This window comes from Methanocalculus natronophilus (assembly GCF_038751955.1).
GTDB classification, from domain to species: Archaea; Halobacteriota; Methanomicrobia; order Methanomicrobiales; family Methanocorpusculaceae; genus Methanocalculus; species Methanocalculus natronophilus.
The window spans coordinates 294,165-309,838 of the sequence record NZ_JBCEXH010000001.1; the positions used below are offsets into that span (position 1 = coordinate 294,165).

The window sequence follows — 15,674 nt, forward strand, 5'->3', positions numbered from 1 at the left end:
GCGATTAGTATGATAAATCCATTTAAATAAGTTATCTGCATAAGATTGCCATATGGAGCAGAAGAAAGTCATTATTGTGGGTGCCGGTCCAGGTGGTCTGACAGGTGCGATGATCCTTGCCCACCGTGGCTTCCAGGTGACTGTCTATGAAAAAGAGGACCGGGTGGGCGGGAGAAACGCTCCCCTGAAAAACGGCCCCTATACCTTTGATACCGGCCCGACCTTTTTGATGATGTCCTTCATCCTCAGGGAGGTCTTTTCTGAAGCAGGACGGAATATTGAAGACTATCTCGACATACGGAAGATAGAGCCGATGTATCACCTGGATTATGGGGATCTCAGCCTCTATCCGACAACTGATGTCGAGAAGACCATTGAAGAGGTCAAAGCCACATTTCCGGGGAATGAAGATGGCATTCCGGCATTCTACAGAAAAGAGAAGCGCAGGTTCGAGCTCCTCTTCCCCTGCCTGCAGAAGGATTATACGCAGTTCCGGAGATTCTTCCACCCCGATTTCATCAGGGCAATACCGATTCTTGGTATCGGGCAGTCACTCTACCAGAACCTCGGCCGCTACTTCAATGATGACCGCCTGAAGATGTCCTTCACCTTCCAGTCCAAGTATCTCGGGATGTCGCCCTGGGAATGCCCCTCTGCCTTTACCATGATACCCTATGTGGAACGGCAATACGGCATCTACCATGTCATCGGGGGGTTAAATGCGATATCTGGCGCCATGGCAACAGTCGCAGGCGAACTTGGTGCAGAGATCCGGACAGGATCCCCGGTTGAGGAGATATTGACAGAGAATGGCCGGGCAACCGGGGTCCGGCTTGCCACAGGTGACATTGACTATGCAGATGAGATCATCATCAATGCAGACTTCGGGTATGCGATGACACACCTCTTCAATAAGGGCACACTCAGAAAGTACACACCCGACAAGATTGCACAGAAGAAATACTCCTGTTCCACCTTCATGCTCTACCTCGGAATAGACGGGGTCTATGATCTGCCGCATCATAACATCTACTTCTCGCATGACTACCGGGGCAATATCAGCGATATATTCAGCACCTACCGCCTCACTGAAGAGCCATCCTTCTATCTCCAGAACCCCTCAGTCATCGACCCGACCCTGGCACCGCCTGGAAAATCCACCCTCTATATCCTTGTCCCGGTGCCAAACAACCTCTCAGGTATTGACTGGGAGACGGAAAAGGAGCGTTTTAAGGAGAAGGTACTGGATCTCGTCATCACCCGGACATCAATGAAGGATCTCCGCGAGAAAATCGAGGTGGAGACGATCATCACCCCGCATACCTGGGAGCAGCAGTATAACGTCTACCTGGGAGCGACCTTCAACCTGGCGCACAACCTGGGACAGATGCTCTGGTTCAGACCGAGGAACAAGTTCGAGGAGGTTGATAACTGCTATCTTGTCGGAGGCGGAACGCACCCCGGCAGCGGTCTGCCGACGATATATGAATCGGGAAGAATAACCGCGAACCTGATCTCAGGCAGGCATGGTGTGAGCTATACGAAACCATCCACCCTGTACACAAAGGATGGTGCAGAGTGAGACCGGGTGCGGGGGTAAGTGCTTGTATGGGTTCAGACAGAATCAGGGACGGATTACTCCTTGTGCAGGCGGGACGGCTGCATTTCCTCGTCGCAGGGTTTCTTTTGTACGTGATCGGGGCACTCTTTGCCGTCCGGATGGGCGCTGTACTGGAGATGCAGACATTTCTCCTTGGATATCTCATCTGCGGCACTGCCCATCTCTCCGTCTCCTACAGCAATGATTACTATGACCGCCTCACCGATGATCCTGCCATACAAACACGCTTCTCCGGGGGAAGCGGTGTCCTCCCCGTCAACCCCCATCTTGCCGGGCCGGTCTTCTGGACTGCTGCCATCCTCTCGCTCTTTTCAATCGGATTCACGCTTCTGCTCGTCCTGATCGCCGGGTTTCCGGCATTCCTGATAGCCTTTGTCGCTGCCGGGATCACACTTGGCTGGATATATTCCGCCCCCCCGGTGCGGCTGACTGCCCGGGGACTTGGTGAAGTTGCAACAATGGCCGCATTCGGCATCTTCCTGCCCGGCGGCGGCTATCTCTTTACTGCCCTCCAACTAGCTCCTGAGATGCTCTGGCTCATGATCCCGCTCTTCTTCCTCGGCCTCTTCTTTATCGTGAGCGTTGAGCTGCCTGACTTCAGAAACGATGCGGCAACCGGAAAAAAGACCCTCGTTGTGAGGGCAGGCCGGAAGCAGGCTCTCCGGATTGCCGCACTTGGTGCTGCTGCCACGACGTTTGCATTCTGTATACTTGCGGTATCTGGTCCGGATTCCGGACAATTTTTCACAGTTGCCGCTTTTGCATCAGGAGTTCCGCTTCTCTTTGGAATTGCTGCAGTCCACCTTGCCAAACGGGATGGCTTCCAAATTGAGAAGATAACGGAGTGGAATATGCGGTCCCTTATCCTGTTTTTATGTATACTCACAGGGTACCTGGTAGTCTGGCCTTAGTGCAGGAGCCCCGGCATACCACTACCTTTATAGCCACAATCCTGCAAAGAGTTCCCCATGCAACCGGTGTTTGTTTCGGGCATACAACGCGGCTCTGGAGAGGAGGAGGTGGTATCGGCAGCCAGGAGCATAACGCTGAAGGCAACCGATGATCTCTCATGGCTCTCCAAAGGCGACACGGTGCTCCTGAAACCTGCCCTGAACTCATCATTCCCGTATCCATCCACCACTGACCCGCTCGCGGTCAGGGCTGTTGCTGATCTCCTCACTGAACGGGGAGCGGAGGTGGTGATCGGGGATCAGTCCGGCATAGAGCACGTACTCCACCATCCAGGCGGGGTGCTCCGTGGCAGTACAACTGAAAACTTCATCGCGTCCGGCATGAACAGACGTGATGGCAGGCGGTTCATCGGGTTTGAGGATGAGGGGTGGGAGGATGGGTTCTTCCATCACAAGTCAGAACAGACCCGTTCATGGAAGAATGGCTACTCTGTCACCCACTGGGTGAAGACTGCGGATCATATCATCAGCCTCCCCCGGATAAGCACCCACAGCATGACCGGGGCAACCCTTGGACTGAAGAACATGGTGGGGCTCCTCAGGGAAGACAGCAGGGTCGAATTCCATGCAAACGGCCCCATGAACAAGTATATTCTCAAGGCGACGAAAGGCAGCACACTATCATCAGTGGATGACGGAACCGGGGCATTCTTTGAGAAGATCGTCGAGATCAGCGATGTTCTCAGGGAGAAACTCAGGCTCACGCTCTTCTCTGCAACCCTTGTGCAGGCTACCTTTGGCCCTGACCGCTACAGCATTGAGTCTGGTCCAATCAGACTTGGGAAAGCAGCTGTTGTCCGGCCTGACCCTGGCCTTCTCATCGCCAGTACTGATATCATTGCTGCTGAGGCAGCAGCTCTTGCGGTCCTGAAAGAGGCACGGCAGACAGTTCCATGGATACAACGGTTTGTAGAGAAGATGGCGCTCTTTGGCAACCCTTGTATCCGCAGCTTTGACCAGACCCCGGTTTCTGCCCACCCTGCTATTCTGCATGGGATCCGGATCGGCCTTGGAGAGATACCTGAAGAGATCATTGCAGATGACCTTTCAGCAGCTGTTGCAGGGAGAATCAGGGATTTACTAAGATCTGCTACCGTGAGCTAATCGTCCCCTGGGATAAAACTCTCCATATAAATGAGAGAAGAAGACGGCGTATGCACAAACCGCCGCGATCAAAACCCTTATGCACTAGATTATCGATTGAGATAGCAAAGGAGAGAATATCATGACAGCATGGAAATGTACAATCTGTGGCCATATTCACAATGATGAGGCAGAGGCAACAGCATTTGAATCACTCCCAAAAGACTGGGTCTGCCCGGTCTGTGCAGCACGCAAAGACCTCTTTGTGAAGAAGGAGTGAGTGTGGCGTGGTTGTCCGAGCAATCAAAGAAGGAATCACCTGGGTCGGGGCAATAGACTGGGACCGCCGGCTCTTCGATGCCCTTGTCCCGACACCAAAGGGAACAAGTTACAACAGCTACCTGATACAGGGGAGCAGCAAAACCGCCCTCATCGATACCGTCGACGAGACGATGGAGATGGAGCTTGTCACCAACCTGATGGCAGAGAATATCCATACCATCGACTACATCATCGTCAGCCATACCGAACAGGATCATTCCGGGTGCATCCCCCTGATGCTTGAACTCTATCCCGGAGCAGTCGTGCTTGCAGCACCAAAAGCAAAGGAACTCCTGATCGAGTTCTTTGGGATAGAGGAGAACAGGGTGCAGGTTGTGGAAGACGGCGAGGAGATCGATCTCGGCGGAAAAACCCTCAGGTTCATCCACGCCCCCTGGGTGCACTGGCCGGATACCATGTTCACGTATATCCCGGAAGATTCGATCATCTTCACAACCGACTTCCTGGGCTCACACCTGGCAGCATCAGATCTCTATATTAATGACCCAAAACGGCTCTATGAATCGGCAAAACGCTACTATGCCGAGATCATGATGCCCTTTGCAGCAAGCATACCCGCATACCTTGACACGATTGAAAACCTTGATGTGGATGTCATCGCACCAAGCCATGGCCCCCTCTACAATAACCCCGACCTGATCCTCGGGTATTACCGCACCTGGGCAACCGGAGAGCCGGCAAACACCGCGGTGATCGCCTATGTCTCGATGCACGGCAGTACAAAGAAGATGGTCGATATTCTCTCAAACGCCCTCATCGAGGAGGGTGTTGATGTCGAGCGGTTCGACCTCACGGTGAGTGACACCGGCCTGCTTGCCATGAGCCTTGTTGAAGCAAAGACGATCATCATCGCAACACCAACAGTCCTCTTCGGAGCCCACCCCCTTGCCGTCTATGCAGCATACCTCGCAACCGCAATCAAGCCGAAGGCGAAGTACGCAACTGTCATCGGATCATTTGGCTGGGGCGGCAAGACCATAAAACAGATCAGCGATATCATTGCTCCTTTGAAATGCGAAACCATCGATCCGGTCTATATCAGGGGACATCCTGCAGAAAAAGATGTTACCGCACTCAAAAAACTCGCAAAGACGGTTGCTGCAAAGCACGCCGAGTAAAAAAAGGGTGTTGGAGGACGCCACCTTCCTCAACCAACCTTTTCGTATTCAATAAGCCAAAACCCCTCAATTTTTTTTGACAAAAAACGCATCAGAGCCACAGGCCACACACAATCCCTTTAAGCGAAGACATCCAGTATTCTTTCATGACCACACAGCCCTACCGGATCGGCGAGACATTCAACCCCGATCCTGCACTGAAAAAGTACTACTTCCTCATCTATGCAATCATCCTCATCCTCGCAGCAGGATTCAGTATCGGCATCCTTGCCGTGGTGCCTGGTATCGCCGCACTTGTCATAACCATCCCGATCATCGCAGCCCTCCTCTTCATCCTCTACTGGCTGCCGCTCTACTACAAATCCATCGTCTACGAACTGACCCCAACTGAGATCACTTGGAGACGGGGCGTCTGGTTCCGCCAGAACGCTATCGTCCCCTACTCCAGGATCACCAACATCGACATCTACCAGGGCCCGGTAATGCGGCTCTTTGGGATCTCGAGCCTGCACATCCAGACTGCCGGCTACTCGGCCCAGCCAATGGCAGAACTCAGCCTGAGCGGCATCACCGGTGCAGAAGAACTCAGGGAGCTTGTTATGGGATATGTCAGGTCCGGCCCCGCAATTGCAACCGAGTCAGGAGGCGAGATCCCGCCAGCCCGTTCAAAAGACCCGCTTCTTGACGAGATACGGCAGATCAGGACAACCCTTGAACGAATTGATGAAAAGATCCGCTAAATCACTTTTTTTCCCTCTCACCTGGAAGCAGAAGTCCGGAATACAAACCTATTTTAGAGTCATACAACAAAAAGAGCGTATGTGAGAGGGCATGCCAGGAAAGCCGGAACAGAACGTACAGAGGATTGTAGCATGCATAAACCGGATACAACCCCCCGTCTCATCTCATGGAACATCACGCTCCGCTGCCCGCTTGGATGCAGCCACTGTTATGTGGATGCAGGGAATCGCGAACCTGATGGAGTCCTCCAAACAGAAGAGGCAAAAGAGGTCATCGACCAGATCCGGGACGTGGGCAGCCCCCTCCTCATTCTGAGCGGCGGCGAGCCCCTTCTCAGGGAAGACCTCACCGAACTGGCAGCCTATGGAACAGAACAGGGCCTCAGGATTGCCATTGGCACATCCGGGTATACACTCGACCAGCAGATGGCCGTCCGTCTCGCCGATGCAGGGGTTCTGGCTGCTGCAATCAGCCTGGATTCAACTGATCCGGATGTCCACGACTCGTTTCGGGGTGTGAAGGGAGCCTGGGAGCGGGCCGTGTCAGCGATAGATGCATGCCATGATGCAGGAATACGGGTGCAGATCAATATGACGGTGGTCAGGCCACAGAGAGCTGCTATCGATGCGGTCATCGGGTTTGGTGAAGAGAAGGGTGTAGCAGACTACCACCTCTTCTTCCCGGTGCATACCGGCAGGGGCCACTCGATCAGCCTCAGGTCACCTGAAGAGTACGAGAAGATCATCCGGGACGTCCTGCTTCACCACAGTAGAGATGGCATCACCATCCGGCCGACCTGTGCTCCCCAGTTCCGGAGGATTGCTGATGAGATCGGGATCAGAAATGATGCATGGGGGAGAGGCTGCCTTGCCGGGATCACCTACTGCCGGATCTATGCAAACGGCGACGTCACCCCCTGCCCCTATCTTCCGGTCTCTGCCGGAAACCTGAGGAATACGACCTTCAAAGAGATCTGGAACAGTTCAGAACTCTTTCATGCACTCAGAAACCAGGATAACCTGACCGGACGGTGTGGAATATGCAGCTACCGCACCATCTGCGGAGGGTGCCGGGCCCGGGCATACCAGGGCCATGCAGAGACACGGTGGTGTGACGGCCTCAGGGAGCCGGGTCCGGTCTCACGCGATATCCTGGCTGAGGACCCCTTATGCTGGTACCAGCCAGGAGAGGAGGCAGACACATGACTGATGGAGAGACACCTGAGAAGGAGATCGATTATGTAGACCGTCTCCTCCTTGATGCACTCCAGGAAGACCTCCCCCTGGTGGAGAACCCCTGGCAGGCAGTCGGGGAGATGGCTGGCATCAGCGGGGATGAGTGCATCGAGAGGCTCAGCCGCCTGAAAGAGGCGGGTATCCTCCGGAACATCTCACCCATTCTTGATTCCAGGACATTTGGATTAAAAGCCGGATCACTGGTTGCCGTCCATGTACCGGAAGAGGAGATCCTAAGGGTCACAAGAATCATCAACAGCTACCGGAGCGTCTCGCACAACTATCGCCGTGACCACCATTACAATATCTGGTTCACCCTCGCCGGAAAGACCGATGAAGAGATCAATCGCACCTGCGAGGAGATTAAAAGACGTGCCGGCATCCCGGCGGAGGATATGATTGCGCTCCCAACCATCCGGGCATACAAGATCGATGTCAGGTTCTCCTGCACAACCACCAGTGAGGATGAGCATGGATCAGACTGACAGGACGCTCCTCGCAGAGCTTGAGAAAGGCATACCGTTCTCAAAGCGCCCGTTTCAAGAGATCGGAGAGAGAATTGGCATCACGGAGCAGGAGGTACTATCCCGGATCGCAAACCTCAAAGACACATGCATCATCAGGAAGATCCGGGCCCGGATCAACCAGCGGGAGATCGGAATCGAGGCAAACGCCCTGGTCGCATGGAAGGTTCCAAACGACTGGAACGGGTTTTTGGAACTGGCGTCCCTGCCTGGCGTCTCCCACTGCTATCTCAGGAAGCCCATCCCCGGCAGGTGGGACTACAATGTCTATACCGTGCACCATAACCGTGAGCGGCACGAAGTCTATACCCTCGTCGAAGAGTTCGCAACAAGGAAAGGGATCACCGATTATATCGTCCTCTTCAGCACCGAAGAGTTGAAACGTGTCCCGGCGGTCCGGATTAAAGAGTGCGGAGATATTTTGCTATGAACAGGATCACCCAATGCCTCCATGGGAAAGGAACAGTCAGCGCAATGATGAACCACAAACCAGGAGGAACTGCGGCCACACCCGGACGGTATCTTGCCTGGCTTCCGGAGTACCGCCCTGTACTCTTCTGGAACATAACCGAAAGATGCAACCTGAACTGCACCCACTGCTACAGCAGATCCGGGCCCGGGACGAAGTGTGAGGGGGAACTCACCACGGCTGAGGCAAAAGCCCTCATCGATGACCTTGCGGAGATGAAGGTGCCGCTTATCCTCTTCACCGGAGGAGAGCCGCTTATGAGATCTGATCTCTTCACCCTGGCAGCATATGCAGAGGAGAAGGGGATCATGTCTGCCCTCTCGACAAACGGGACACTGATCACAGAAGAGATCGCAGCACAGATCAAGGAGAGCGGGATCGGGTATGCCGGCATATCGCTTGATGGTGCAACAGCAGAAACCCACAACCGGTTCCGGGGATCTGAGGATGCATTCGACCAGACGGTTGCGGCATTCAGCCACTGCAATGATGCTGGCCTCAGGTGCGGCGCACGGGTAACCCTGACACGTGAGAACTACCAGGAGCTCGAGGCTCTCATTGATCTGGCTCTTGAGATCGGCGCATCCCGGTTCTGCCTCTACTGGCTTGTCCCAAGCGGGCGTGGCGGTGATGCCTATGACCGGCTCCAGCTCGATGGGGAAGAGGTAACCGCTGCTCTCAATCTCCTCTACCAGAAGGCAAAAGAGACCGACCCGGCCAGGATGGAGTTTCTCACCGTCGACGCCCCACAGGATGCAATCTATCTTCTTCATGCGATGAGAGCTGACGGGGCAGATGATCTCGAAGAAGCAGAGTCACTCATCTCCTCGGTGCAGGGGGGGTGCAGTGCAGGCAGGCGGGTTGCCAGCATCAGTTCTGATGGCAGCGTCTACCCCTGCCAGTTCGCGCAATCTGACGACCTCCTGGCAGGAAATATCAGGGACCGTCCCTTCTCTGCAATCTGGAATGATAACGGCAATTCCATCCTCACGTTCTTCAGGAGCAAGCGAGACGCCCTGCAGGGAGCATGCACCGGCTGCAGCCACCTTGCCATCTGTGGCGGCGGCTGCCGGATTCGGGCACTCAGGATCCGTGGCGATATCAATGCAGAAGATCCATTCTGTTTTGTCTCAAGGCAGAACGGGTAGGAGATTTTTTCCCTTTCCGTACCGGGGTGATACGTTATTTTTGCTTCTTCAGTTCCTTCCAGACAAAATGGAAACGCTGGATGGCGGTGATATGGCCCAGGATACCAAAGACAAGAAGCATGCCGCCTAAGAATGTCCAGTCAAACAGCCCTGATGGATAGAGGATATCTGCGATGCCTGCGATGAGGATCAGAAAGAGGCGATCAGCCCGGCCAAGCAGCCCGCCATAGTAGCGGCCAACACCCACAGCCTGCGCCTGGGTGCCCAGGTACGAGGACATCAGGACGCCGGTCAGCGCAAAGACGCCAACCTCCCAGGGAGCAAACCCTCCGGCAAAGATACCGATGATGATGAAGATATCCGCATACCTGTCAAGGACATGATCGAGGAAGTCACCCTTCACACCGGCAGAGCCCATTTCCCGTGCAATAGCTCCGTCTATAGCGTCAAAAAAAGCATTGATCGCAACAAAGAGAACCCCGATCCCGATCTCGCGGTACCAGAACGCGGTTCCGGCAATCATTGCGGCGATGAGTGCCAGAACCGTCGATATATTCGGGGTGAGACCGAGACGTATCGAGAGCCTGGCAACCGGGCGGACAAAGCCGGCCATATGTGGACGGAGCGAATCGAGTGTCATGGCATCTGGTTCATGAGATAATCCGACCAGTCACAGATGCCATGTGCAGGAAGAGCATTCCCGTTTTGAACATCCATGACAAAGGCCGCGACATTACTGCTATCGGTATCAGTCGTCTCATACTCATAAATTACTTCTGATTGAAAAGACTCAAGTGCCTCGATCAGGACGGAATCAAGTGCTTCTGCAAGGGCATTCTCTTCAGCCTTCTCAACCGTATACCCCCGGGCCATGAGACGCTCCCTGATTTCGATTGGATTACAGCGGAGGATGACCACCCGGTCACAGGGGAGGAGATGGGCAAGATGGCCTTCGACTACACCATCAAAGGGTTCAAATTCTGCTGCCCACCGATCCTCGTCAATGATCACCGTCTCCCTGTCCGGATCATCACCCAGGATATAGGGCTCAATCGTATCATTGATAAAGAGTACAGGGACGCCACGATCCCGCAGGATACCCGCAACCGTTGTCTTGCCGGTACCGGGAACACCGGTTAACCCAACCATCATAGTGCGTGTACCCCGGAGAGGAACCGCTCACATTCCCAGTCTTCCCCGATCGTGACCCGGATATAGGTCTCACCAAGACCGGTGAAACTTTCGCATGACCTGACAAGCACCCCCTGTGTCGCAAGTGCATCCGCTGCTTCCCGACCGGTATGAGGAGCGACATTGACAAGCACGAAGTTTGCCCCGCTTTCAGAGACAGGATAGGGGATCTCCTCCAGGAACCGGCTCCGCCACCTGAGGACATGCGCAGTATAGCTCTCCCTATAAGCCGGATCCGAGAGAGCACCGATTGCTGCGCTCTCCGAGACCACGTTCAATGCAAATGGTGTTGCAGCCCGCTCGTAATAGGGCAGGAACCATTCCGGGACGAACGCATACCCGATCCTGAGCCCGGCAAGCCCATAGGCCTTCGACATGGTGCGCCCGATGATCAGGTTGTCAAACTCGTCGAGAAGCGGAAGGTAGTCGACTCCTGAGAACTCGACATACGCGTTATCCAGGAAGAGGAGACCCCGGATCTCTTCAAGGATACGGGCAATCCGATCAGGCGGGGTAACTGTTCCCGTGGGATTGTTTGGCGAACAGATAAACGAGAGTTTTGCATCCCCTGCAGCTGCAAGAAACGCATCAGGGTCCAGGGCAAACGACTCCGTCCGCGGTACATGCACCGTTGCTCCCCCCTGTGCGGAAACGGCAAGGTCATAGAACGAGAACGTGGGGGTTGAGATAGCAACCGGATCACCTTCTGAAATGAGTGTCCTGACTACCGTCTCGATAACGCCATCCATACCCGCTCCTGCCACAACCGGGCATACACCATGCAAATTTTGGAGTTTCTCTCTCAGGCTGCTGCTTCTTGTATCGGGATACCTGTTTGCTGATTTGAGTGCCTCTGCTGCAGCTGCCGCTGCGAGATCTGATGGGGGGAACGGATTTTCATTTGAGGCAAGCCGGGCAATCCTCGCAAACCCATGCCGTGCCGCAATATCCTCTGCCTTCCCGGCATAGACGTACCCGCCTTCCGAGAAGACGGATCTAACCAAGGACTTCCCTGAGAACTTCATTGATGACACTCACACCACGGGCAATCTCATCAGAAGAGATGATCAGCGGGGGTACCAGCCTGAGGTTTCCATCTCCCGCACAATTCACAAGCACACCGCGTTCGGCACAGAGCTGCTGCACCTTCGGGCATTCGGAACCAACAGTGATTCCGATCATCAGGCCGCGGACACGCGGATTCCATGCTGCAAGCCCTTCTGCAAACAGCTCTCCTTTCCCGGGGATACCGGGAAGGAGCGGCTCGACAACATCCATCGTCGCCATTGAGGCAGCCATCGCAAGAGGCCCGCCCGCAAACGTGCTTCCGTGTTCGCCCTTATTGAAGGCGAGATCCTCCCGGGCAGCAATAGCACCGACCGGAAAGCCCGATCCAAGCCCTTTTGCAAGTGACACAATATCCGGCATCACCTTCGTCTGGTGCATCGCAAGCCACGTCCCGGTCCTGCCCATGCCGGTCTGGATCTCGTCTGCAATCAGCAAAGCCCCTTTGTCGTCAGAGATCTCCCGGACGCTTTCAATAAATCCTTCAGGCGGGATGATGACGCCGGCCTCGCCCTGGATCGGTTCCAGGATGACTGCAGCAGTCTCTTCAGTGACAGCCGCCCTCAATCCATCGAAATCTCCATACTCAACAAAGGTGCATTTCGGTTCAAGCGGGCCAAACGGCTCACGGATCGCCGGCTTGTGGGTTACTGCAAGCGAGCCAAGAGTCCGTCCATGGAAGCCGTGTGTAAACGAGACGATCCGGTCACGCTTTGTGGCAATCCGTGCCAGTTTAATGGCTGCGTCATTTGCTTCTGCTCCGGAATTTGAGCAGAACACCTTTGCAAGGCCGGTAGCGTTTGCAAGCCGTTTTGCAAACTCTGCCTGGCCAGGCACATAGTAGAGGTTCGAACAGTGGATCAGGTCGTGAGCCTGGGCACAGATTGCATCAACCACATGGTCATGGCAGTGGCCGGTACTGCAGACCGCAATACCTGCAACCAAATCGAGATACTCATTGCCCTCAACATCCCAGACCGTGCAGCCTTTCCCACGTGCTATCATCATGGTGCGGGAGAAGGCAGGCATATAGTAGGCGGCATCGAGGCTTTTGTAGTCACTCATGAATCTTCACTCGTATTCGATGGTTGCCGGTGGTTTTCCGGTTATATCATAGACAACCCGTGAAACACCCGGGATCTCAGACGTGATACGGGAGGCAAGCCGGTCAAGGGTTTCATACGGCAGCCTGATCGGATCAGCAGTCATACCGTCGCGGGAGTTAACAGCACGCACCGAGACGATCCACCCATGGAGCCGGACATCCCCTTTCACACCGGTTCCAAGCCCGATGAGAGCAGCAAAACACTGCCACGGCGAGTAGGTCTCGATCAGCTCCTCCTCAGCAATGAAGTTGGCCTCACGAACAATGGCGACCTTTTCAGGTGTAACCTCCCCAAGCACCCGGACTGCCAGTCCCGGACCCGGAAACGGCATCCTGTGCTGGATCTCCGGTGGCAGGCCGAGTGCGCCTGCAACAACCCGCACCTCGTCCTTGTACAGGTCACGGAGCGGTTCGATGACGCCTTTGAAGTTGATGTCAAGAGGCATGCCACCGACATTATGGTGGCTCTTGATCCCGCCTTCACTCTCGATCCGGTCAGGATAGATCGTCCCCTGGAGGAGATACTCGGCTTTTGTTGCTGCTGCTTCCTGTTCAAAGATCCTGATAAACCGCTCCCCGATTGCCTTCCGCTTCTCTTCAGGGTCAATGATGCCTTTGAGGGCGGCAAAGAAATCTGCTGATGCGTCAACAGTCTTCAGGTTGATCGAGCCGAAGAGCTGCTTAATCCGGGCACTCTCTCCTTTCCTCATCAGGCCGGTATCAACATAGATTGGGATCAGCCGATCCCCGATAGCCCTGGCTGCAAGTGCTGCACAGACTGAACTGTCCACGCCACCGGAGAGGGCCATAACCACATGACCATCCCCTGCCTTTGTCCGGATCTCCTCAACTGTCTCCTCAATAAATTTTTGTGCATTTACCATTGTATCTCACCTATGACGATCGTTTGTGTGCCCTGCATGCCTGAACAAATTCAAGGAATGGTGGTGACGGCCGGGTCGGCCGTGACCTGAACTCCGGGTGGAACTGGGTTGCAAGGAAGAACGGATGGTCTGGAATCTCCATAATCTCCATTCTGGCATTATTTCTGCCAGAGAAGACAACACCCTTCTCCTCGAGAGCCGGGATATACTCGGGATTCACCTCATACCGGTGCCTGTGCCGTTCGGTGATCTCCACTGCCCCGTAGATCTTTTCAGCAGAAGTTTTCGGAATAATGACAACCGGATAATCGCCAAGACGCATTGTTCCACCGAAGTTTGTTTCATCCTCCTGTTCGGGGAGGAGCGTTATGACATGGGTTCCGGATCCCATCTCAGAACTGGTTGCATCTGCAAGCCCCACAACATGTCGTGCATATTCGATGACAGCAAGCTGGAACCCGAGGCAGATGCCAAAGAGCGGTATCTTCTTCTCCCGTGCATGCCGGATCGCCCTGATCTTCCCCTCGATACCCCGGATGCCAAATCCGCCAGGGATCAGTATCCCGTCAACATCAAGGAGATCAGCTGAGGTGCAGTCTTCAGCATCAAGCCACCTGATTATGACTTCTGTGGATGTTGCCCGGCCTGCATGCTTCAGGGCCTCCTTGATGCTCATATAGACATCCTCGATACCGTATTTTGAGATTATTGCTATTGTGACCCTGCTTGTATACTCCCGTGTTACAAGCCGGTACCAGTCCGGGGATGCAGTATGGGTGTTGAGCTGGAGGAGATCGGTGAGAACATCTGCAAGCCCCTCCTTCTCAAGCTCCATCGGGACATGGTAGATATCCGGAACCGTTGTCGCGCTGACCACTGCCCGCTCAGGGACATCGCAGAATGCCGAGATCTTCTTCTTGGTGTTTGCCGCAACTGGCAGGGTGCTCCTCCCGACGATGACATCCGGGTAGAGGCCAAGCTCACGGAGCGCCTTGACCGAGTGCTGGGTCGGTTTTGTCTTGAGATCACCCATTGAATCCGCAGGGATAAGGGTGACATGGATCAGGACAAAATCTCCGGGTGCAGATTCCCAGTGCAGCTGCCTGACTGCCTCAAGAAACGGCATGCTCTCGATATCGCCGACTGTTCCTCCCACCTCGACGATGCAGGCATCTGCGGGGCCTGCGGCACCATCCCAGTTCTCTGCAGCGCTTCTGATCTGGGATTTGATCATATCAGTAATATGCGGGATGATCTGGACCGTATCTCCAAGATAATCACCCCGCCGTTCGTTCTCGATGACGGCCCGGTAGATCTTTCCGGTTGTGATGTTATGGTTCCCGGTCAGCTCGATGTCGATGAACCGCTCGTAGTTCCCGAGATCCAGGTCAACCTCGGCACCATCACGGAGGACGAAGACCTCGCCGTGCTGGATGGGATTCATGGTGCCCGCATCAATATTCAGGTATGGATCAATCTTGACAGCGGTGACCACATAACCCCTGTTTTTCAGGATACGGCCTATCGAGGCGGCGGTGATCCCTTTCCCAAGACCACTCATCACCCCTCCGGTAACGACAATATACTTCACTGAAAACCACGCACTATCCGTCTCGATTGTATAGACTATTATTCTTCGCATCCGCACCTGATCATGGTTTCCCACAAGGCCGGGTGCCTGGCATTCCAATCAGCGTTTGGAAACGAGTGCAAACGATGCAGTTGTCCTGGCGAGGACTTCCCCGGATTCGTCGCCCCTGCGGACTTCCCCTTCAGTAAACGCAACCCGTCGGCCGCGCCGGACGATCCATCCGCGCGCAATTATCCTTCCGTCCCTGGCCCCCCTGAGAAAACTGGTCGATTCAGAGATGGTTGCAATACCCTCGTCCTTTTCAAGTACCGTATAGAGGGCAAGCGCCATTGCTTCGTCGGCCAGTGCAACGAATATTCCGCCCTGCAGCCACCCTACGCCATTATGCATCGTCGGCTGGATCTCCATCGAGAGCTCCGCATGCCCTTCTTCAAAAGAGATGACATCGACACCCATCATCCTGAAGAACGGGTTGGCCTCATTTGAATCCTCTTTCAGCCGGCTCAGATAATCCATCGGTAAGAGTAGAACCGGGTTGGGATAAAGATTTCTGGGAAATTCTTTATTTATAAAGAGATCCTTTTAC

General features: G+C 54.5%; 17 protein-coding genes. 10 read left to right on the plus strand and 7 right to left on the minus strand.

All coding sequences use genetic code 11. The annotated features are described in order from the left end of the window. Positions 1-52 precede the first annotated feature (52 nt). The 10 genes from ABCO64_RS01560 to ABCO64_RS01605 all read left to right on the plus strand — a co-directional run bounded on the left by ABCO64_RS01560 (position 53) and on the right by ABCO64_RS01605 (position 9,252). The gene (locus tag ABCO64_RS01560; RefSeq protein WP_253457799.1) at positions 53-1,582 is read left to right on the plus strand and encodes a phytoene desaturase family protein; all 1,530 of its coding nucleotides are present in this window, start codon (positions 53-55) and stop codon (positions 1,580-1,582) included. Between the two features lie 26 nt (positions 1,583-1,608). Beyond that, the gene (locus ABCO64_RS01565) at positions 1,609-2,532 is read left to right on the plus strand and encodes a prenyltransferase (protein ID WP_253457802.1); all 924 of its coding nucleotides are present in this window, start codon (positions 1,609-1,611) and stop codon (positions 2,530-2,532) included. A gap of 57 nt (positions 2,533-2,589) precedes the next feature. Further along, positions 2,590-3,696, plus strand: a complete 1,107-nt coding sequence (locus tag ABCO64_RS01570) for a DUF362 domain-containing protein (RefSeq protein ID WP_253457805.1) — start codon at positions 2,590-2,592, stop codon at positions 3,694-3,696. Positions 3,697-3,817: 121 nt separating this feature from the next. Further along, positions 3,818-3,955, plus strand: a complete 138-nt coding sequence (locus tag ABCO64_RS01575; protein ID WP_253457808.1) for a rubredoxin — start codon at positions 3,818-3,820, stop codon at positions 3,953-3,955. A 7-nt stretch (positions 3,956-3,962) separates the two neighbouring features. After that, entirely contained in the window at positions 3,963-5,135 is a 1,173-nt protein-coding gene (locus tag ABCO64_RS01580) for an FprA family A-type flavoprotein (protein ID WP_253457810.1), read from the plus strand. Positions 5,136-5,281: 146 nt separating this feature from the next. Continuing rightward, complete coding sequence (locus ABCO64_RS01585; protein WP_253457812.1) at positions 5,282-5,875, plus strand: PH domain-containing protein; 594 nt, start codon at positions 5,282-5,284, stop codon at positions 5,873-5,875. Between the two features lie 132 nt (positions 5,876-6,007). Beyond that, a complete protein-coding gene (locus ABCO64_RS01590) occupies positions 6,008-7,081 on the plus strand; it encodes a radical SAM/SPASM domain-containing protein (protein ID WP_253457816.1) in 1,074 nt (357 codons plus the stop codon). Beyond that, the gene (ahbA, locus tag ABCO64_RS01595; RefSeq protein WP_253457818.1) at positions 7,078-7,596 is read left to right on the plus strand and encodes a siroheme decarboxylase subunit alpha; all 519 of its coding nucleotides are present in this window, start codon (positions 7,078-7,080) and stop codon (positions 7,594-7,596) included. The genes ABCO64_RS01590 and ahbA overlap by 4 nt, the downstream gene beginning before the upstream one ends. Beyond that, the gene (ahbB, locus tag ABCO64_RS01600) at positions 7,583-8,065 is read left to right on the plus strand and encodes a siroheme decarboxylase subunit beta (protein ID WP_253457820.1); all 483 of its coding nucleotides are present in this window, start codon (positions 7,583-7,585) and stop codon (positions 8,063-8,065) included. Before ahbA ends, ahbB begins: the two co-directional genes overlap by 14 nt. Next, a complete protein-coding gene (locus ABCO64_RS01605; protein ID WP_253457822.1) occupies positions 8,062-9,252 on the plus strand; it encodes a radical SAM/SPASM domain-containing protein in 1,191 nt (396 codons plus the stop codon). The genes ahbB and ABCO64_RS01605 overlap by 4 nt, the downstream gene beginning before the upstream one ends. Before the next feature lie 34 nt (positions 9,253-9,286). Here the strand turns inward: ABCO64_RS01605 and ABCO64_RS01610 are convergent, their stop codons facing one another. The 7 genes from ABCO64_RS01610 to ABCO64_RS01640 all read right to left on the minus strand — a co-directional run bounded on the left by ABCO64_RS01610 (position 9,287) and on the right by ABCO64_RS01640 (position 15,604). After that, on the minus strand, positions 9,287-9,892 hold the full coding sequence (locus ABCO64_RS01610) for a CDP-alcohol phosphatidyltransferase family protein (protein WP_253457824.1): 606 nt from the start codon (positions 9,890-9,892) through the stop codon (positions 9,287-9,289). After that, on the minus strand, positions 9,889-10,404 hold the full coding sequence (locus tag ABCO64_RS01615; RefSeq protein ID WP_253457827.1) for an adenylate kinase family protein: 516 nt from the start codon (positions 10,402-10,404) through the stop codon (positions 9,889-9,891). Before ABCO64_RS01615 ends, ABCO64_RS01610 begins: the two co-directional genes overlap by 4 nt. Next, entirely contained in the window at positions 10,401-11,447 is a 1,047-nt protein-coding gene (locus ABCO64_RS01620; RefSeq protein WP_343089188.1) for a pyridoxal phosphate-dependent aminotransferase, read from the minus strand. Before ABCO64_RS01620 ends, ABCO64_RS01615 begins: the two co-directional genes overlap by 4 nt. Continuing rightward, on the minus strand, positions 11,440-12,573 hold the full coding sequence (locus ABCO64_RS01625) for an aspartate aminotransferase family protein (protein ID WP_253457831.1): 1,134 nt from the start codon (positions 12,571-12,573) through the stop codon (positions 11,440-11,442). Before ABCO64_RS01625 ends, ABCO64_RS01620 begins: the two co-directional genes overlap by 8 nt. 6 nt (positions 12,574-12,579) lie before the next feature. After that, positions 12,580-13,497, minus strand: coding sequence for a glutamine-hydrolyzing GMP synthase (guaA, locus tag ABCO64_RS01630; RefSeq protein WP_253457833.1), 918 nt, complete (start codon positions 13,495-13,497; stop codon positions 12,580-12,582). A gap of 10 nt (positions 13,498-13,507) precedes the next feature. After that, positions 13,508-15,088, minus strand: a complete 1,581-nt coding sequence (locus ABCO64_RS01635) for a CTP synthase (protein ID WP_292617013.1) — start codon at positions 15,086-15,088, stop codon at positions 13,508-13,510. 99 nt (positions 15,089-15,187) lie between these two features. Further along, the gene (locus ABCO64_RS01640) at positions 15,188-15,604 is read right to left on the minus strand and encodes a PaaI family thioesterase (RefSeq protein WP_253457838.1); all 417 of its coding nucleotides are present in this window, start codon (positions 15,602-15,604) and stop codon (positions 15,188-15,190) included. Positions 15,605-15,674 lie beyond the last annotated feature (70 nt).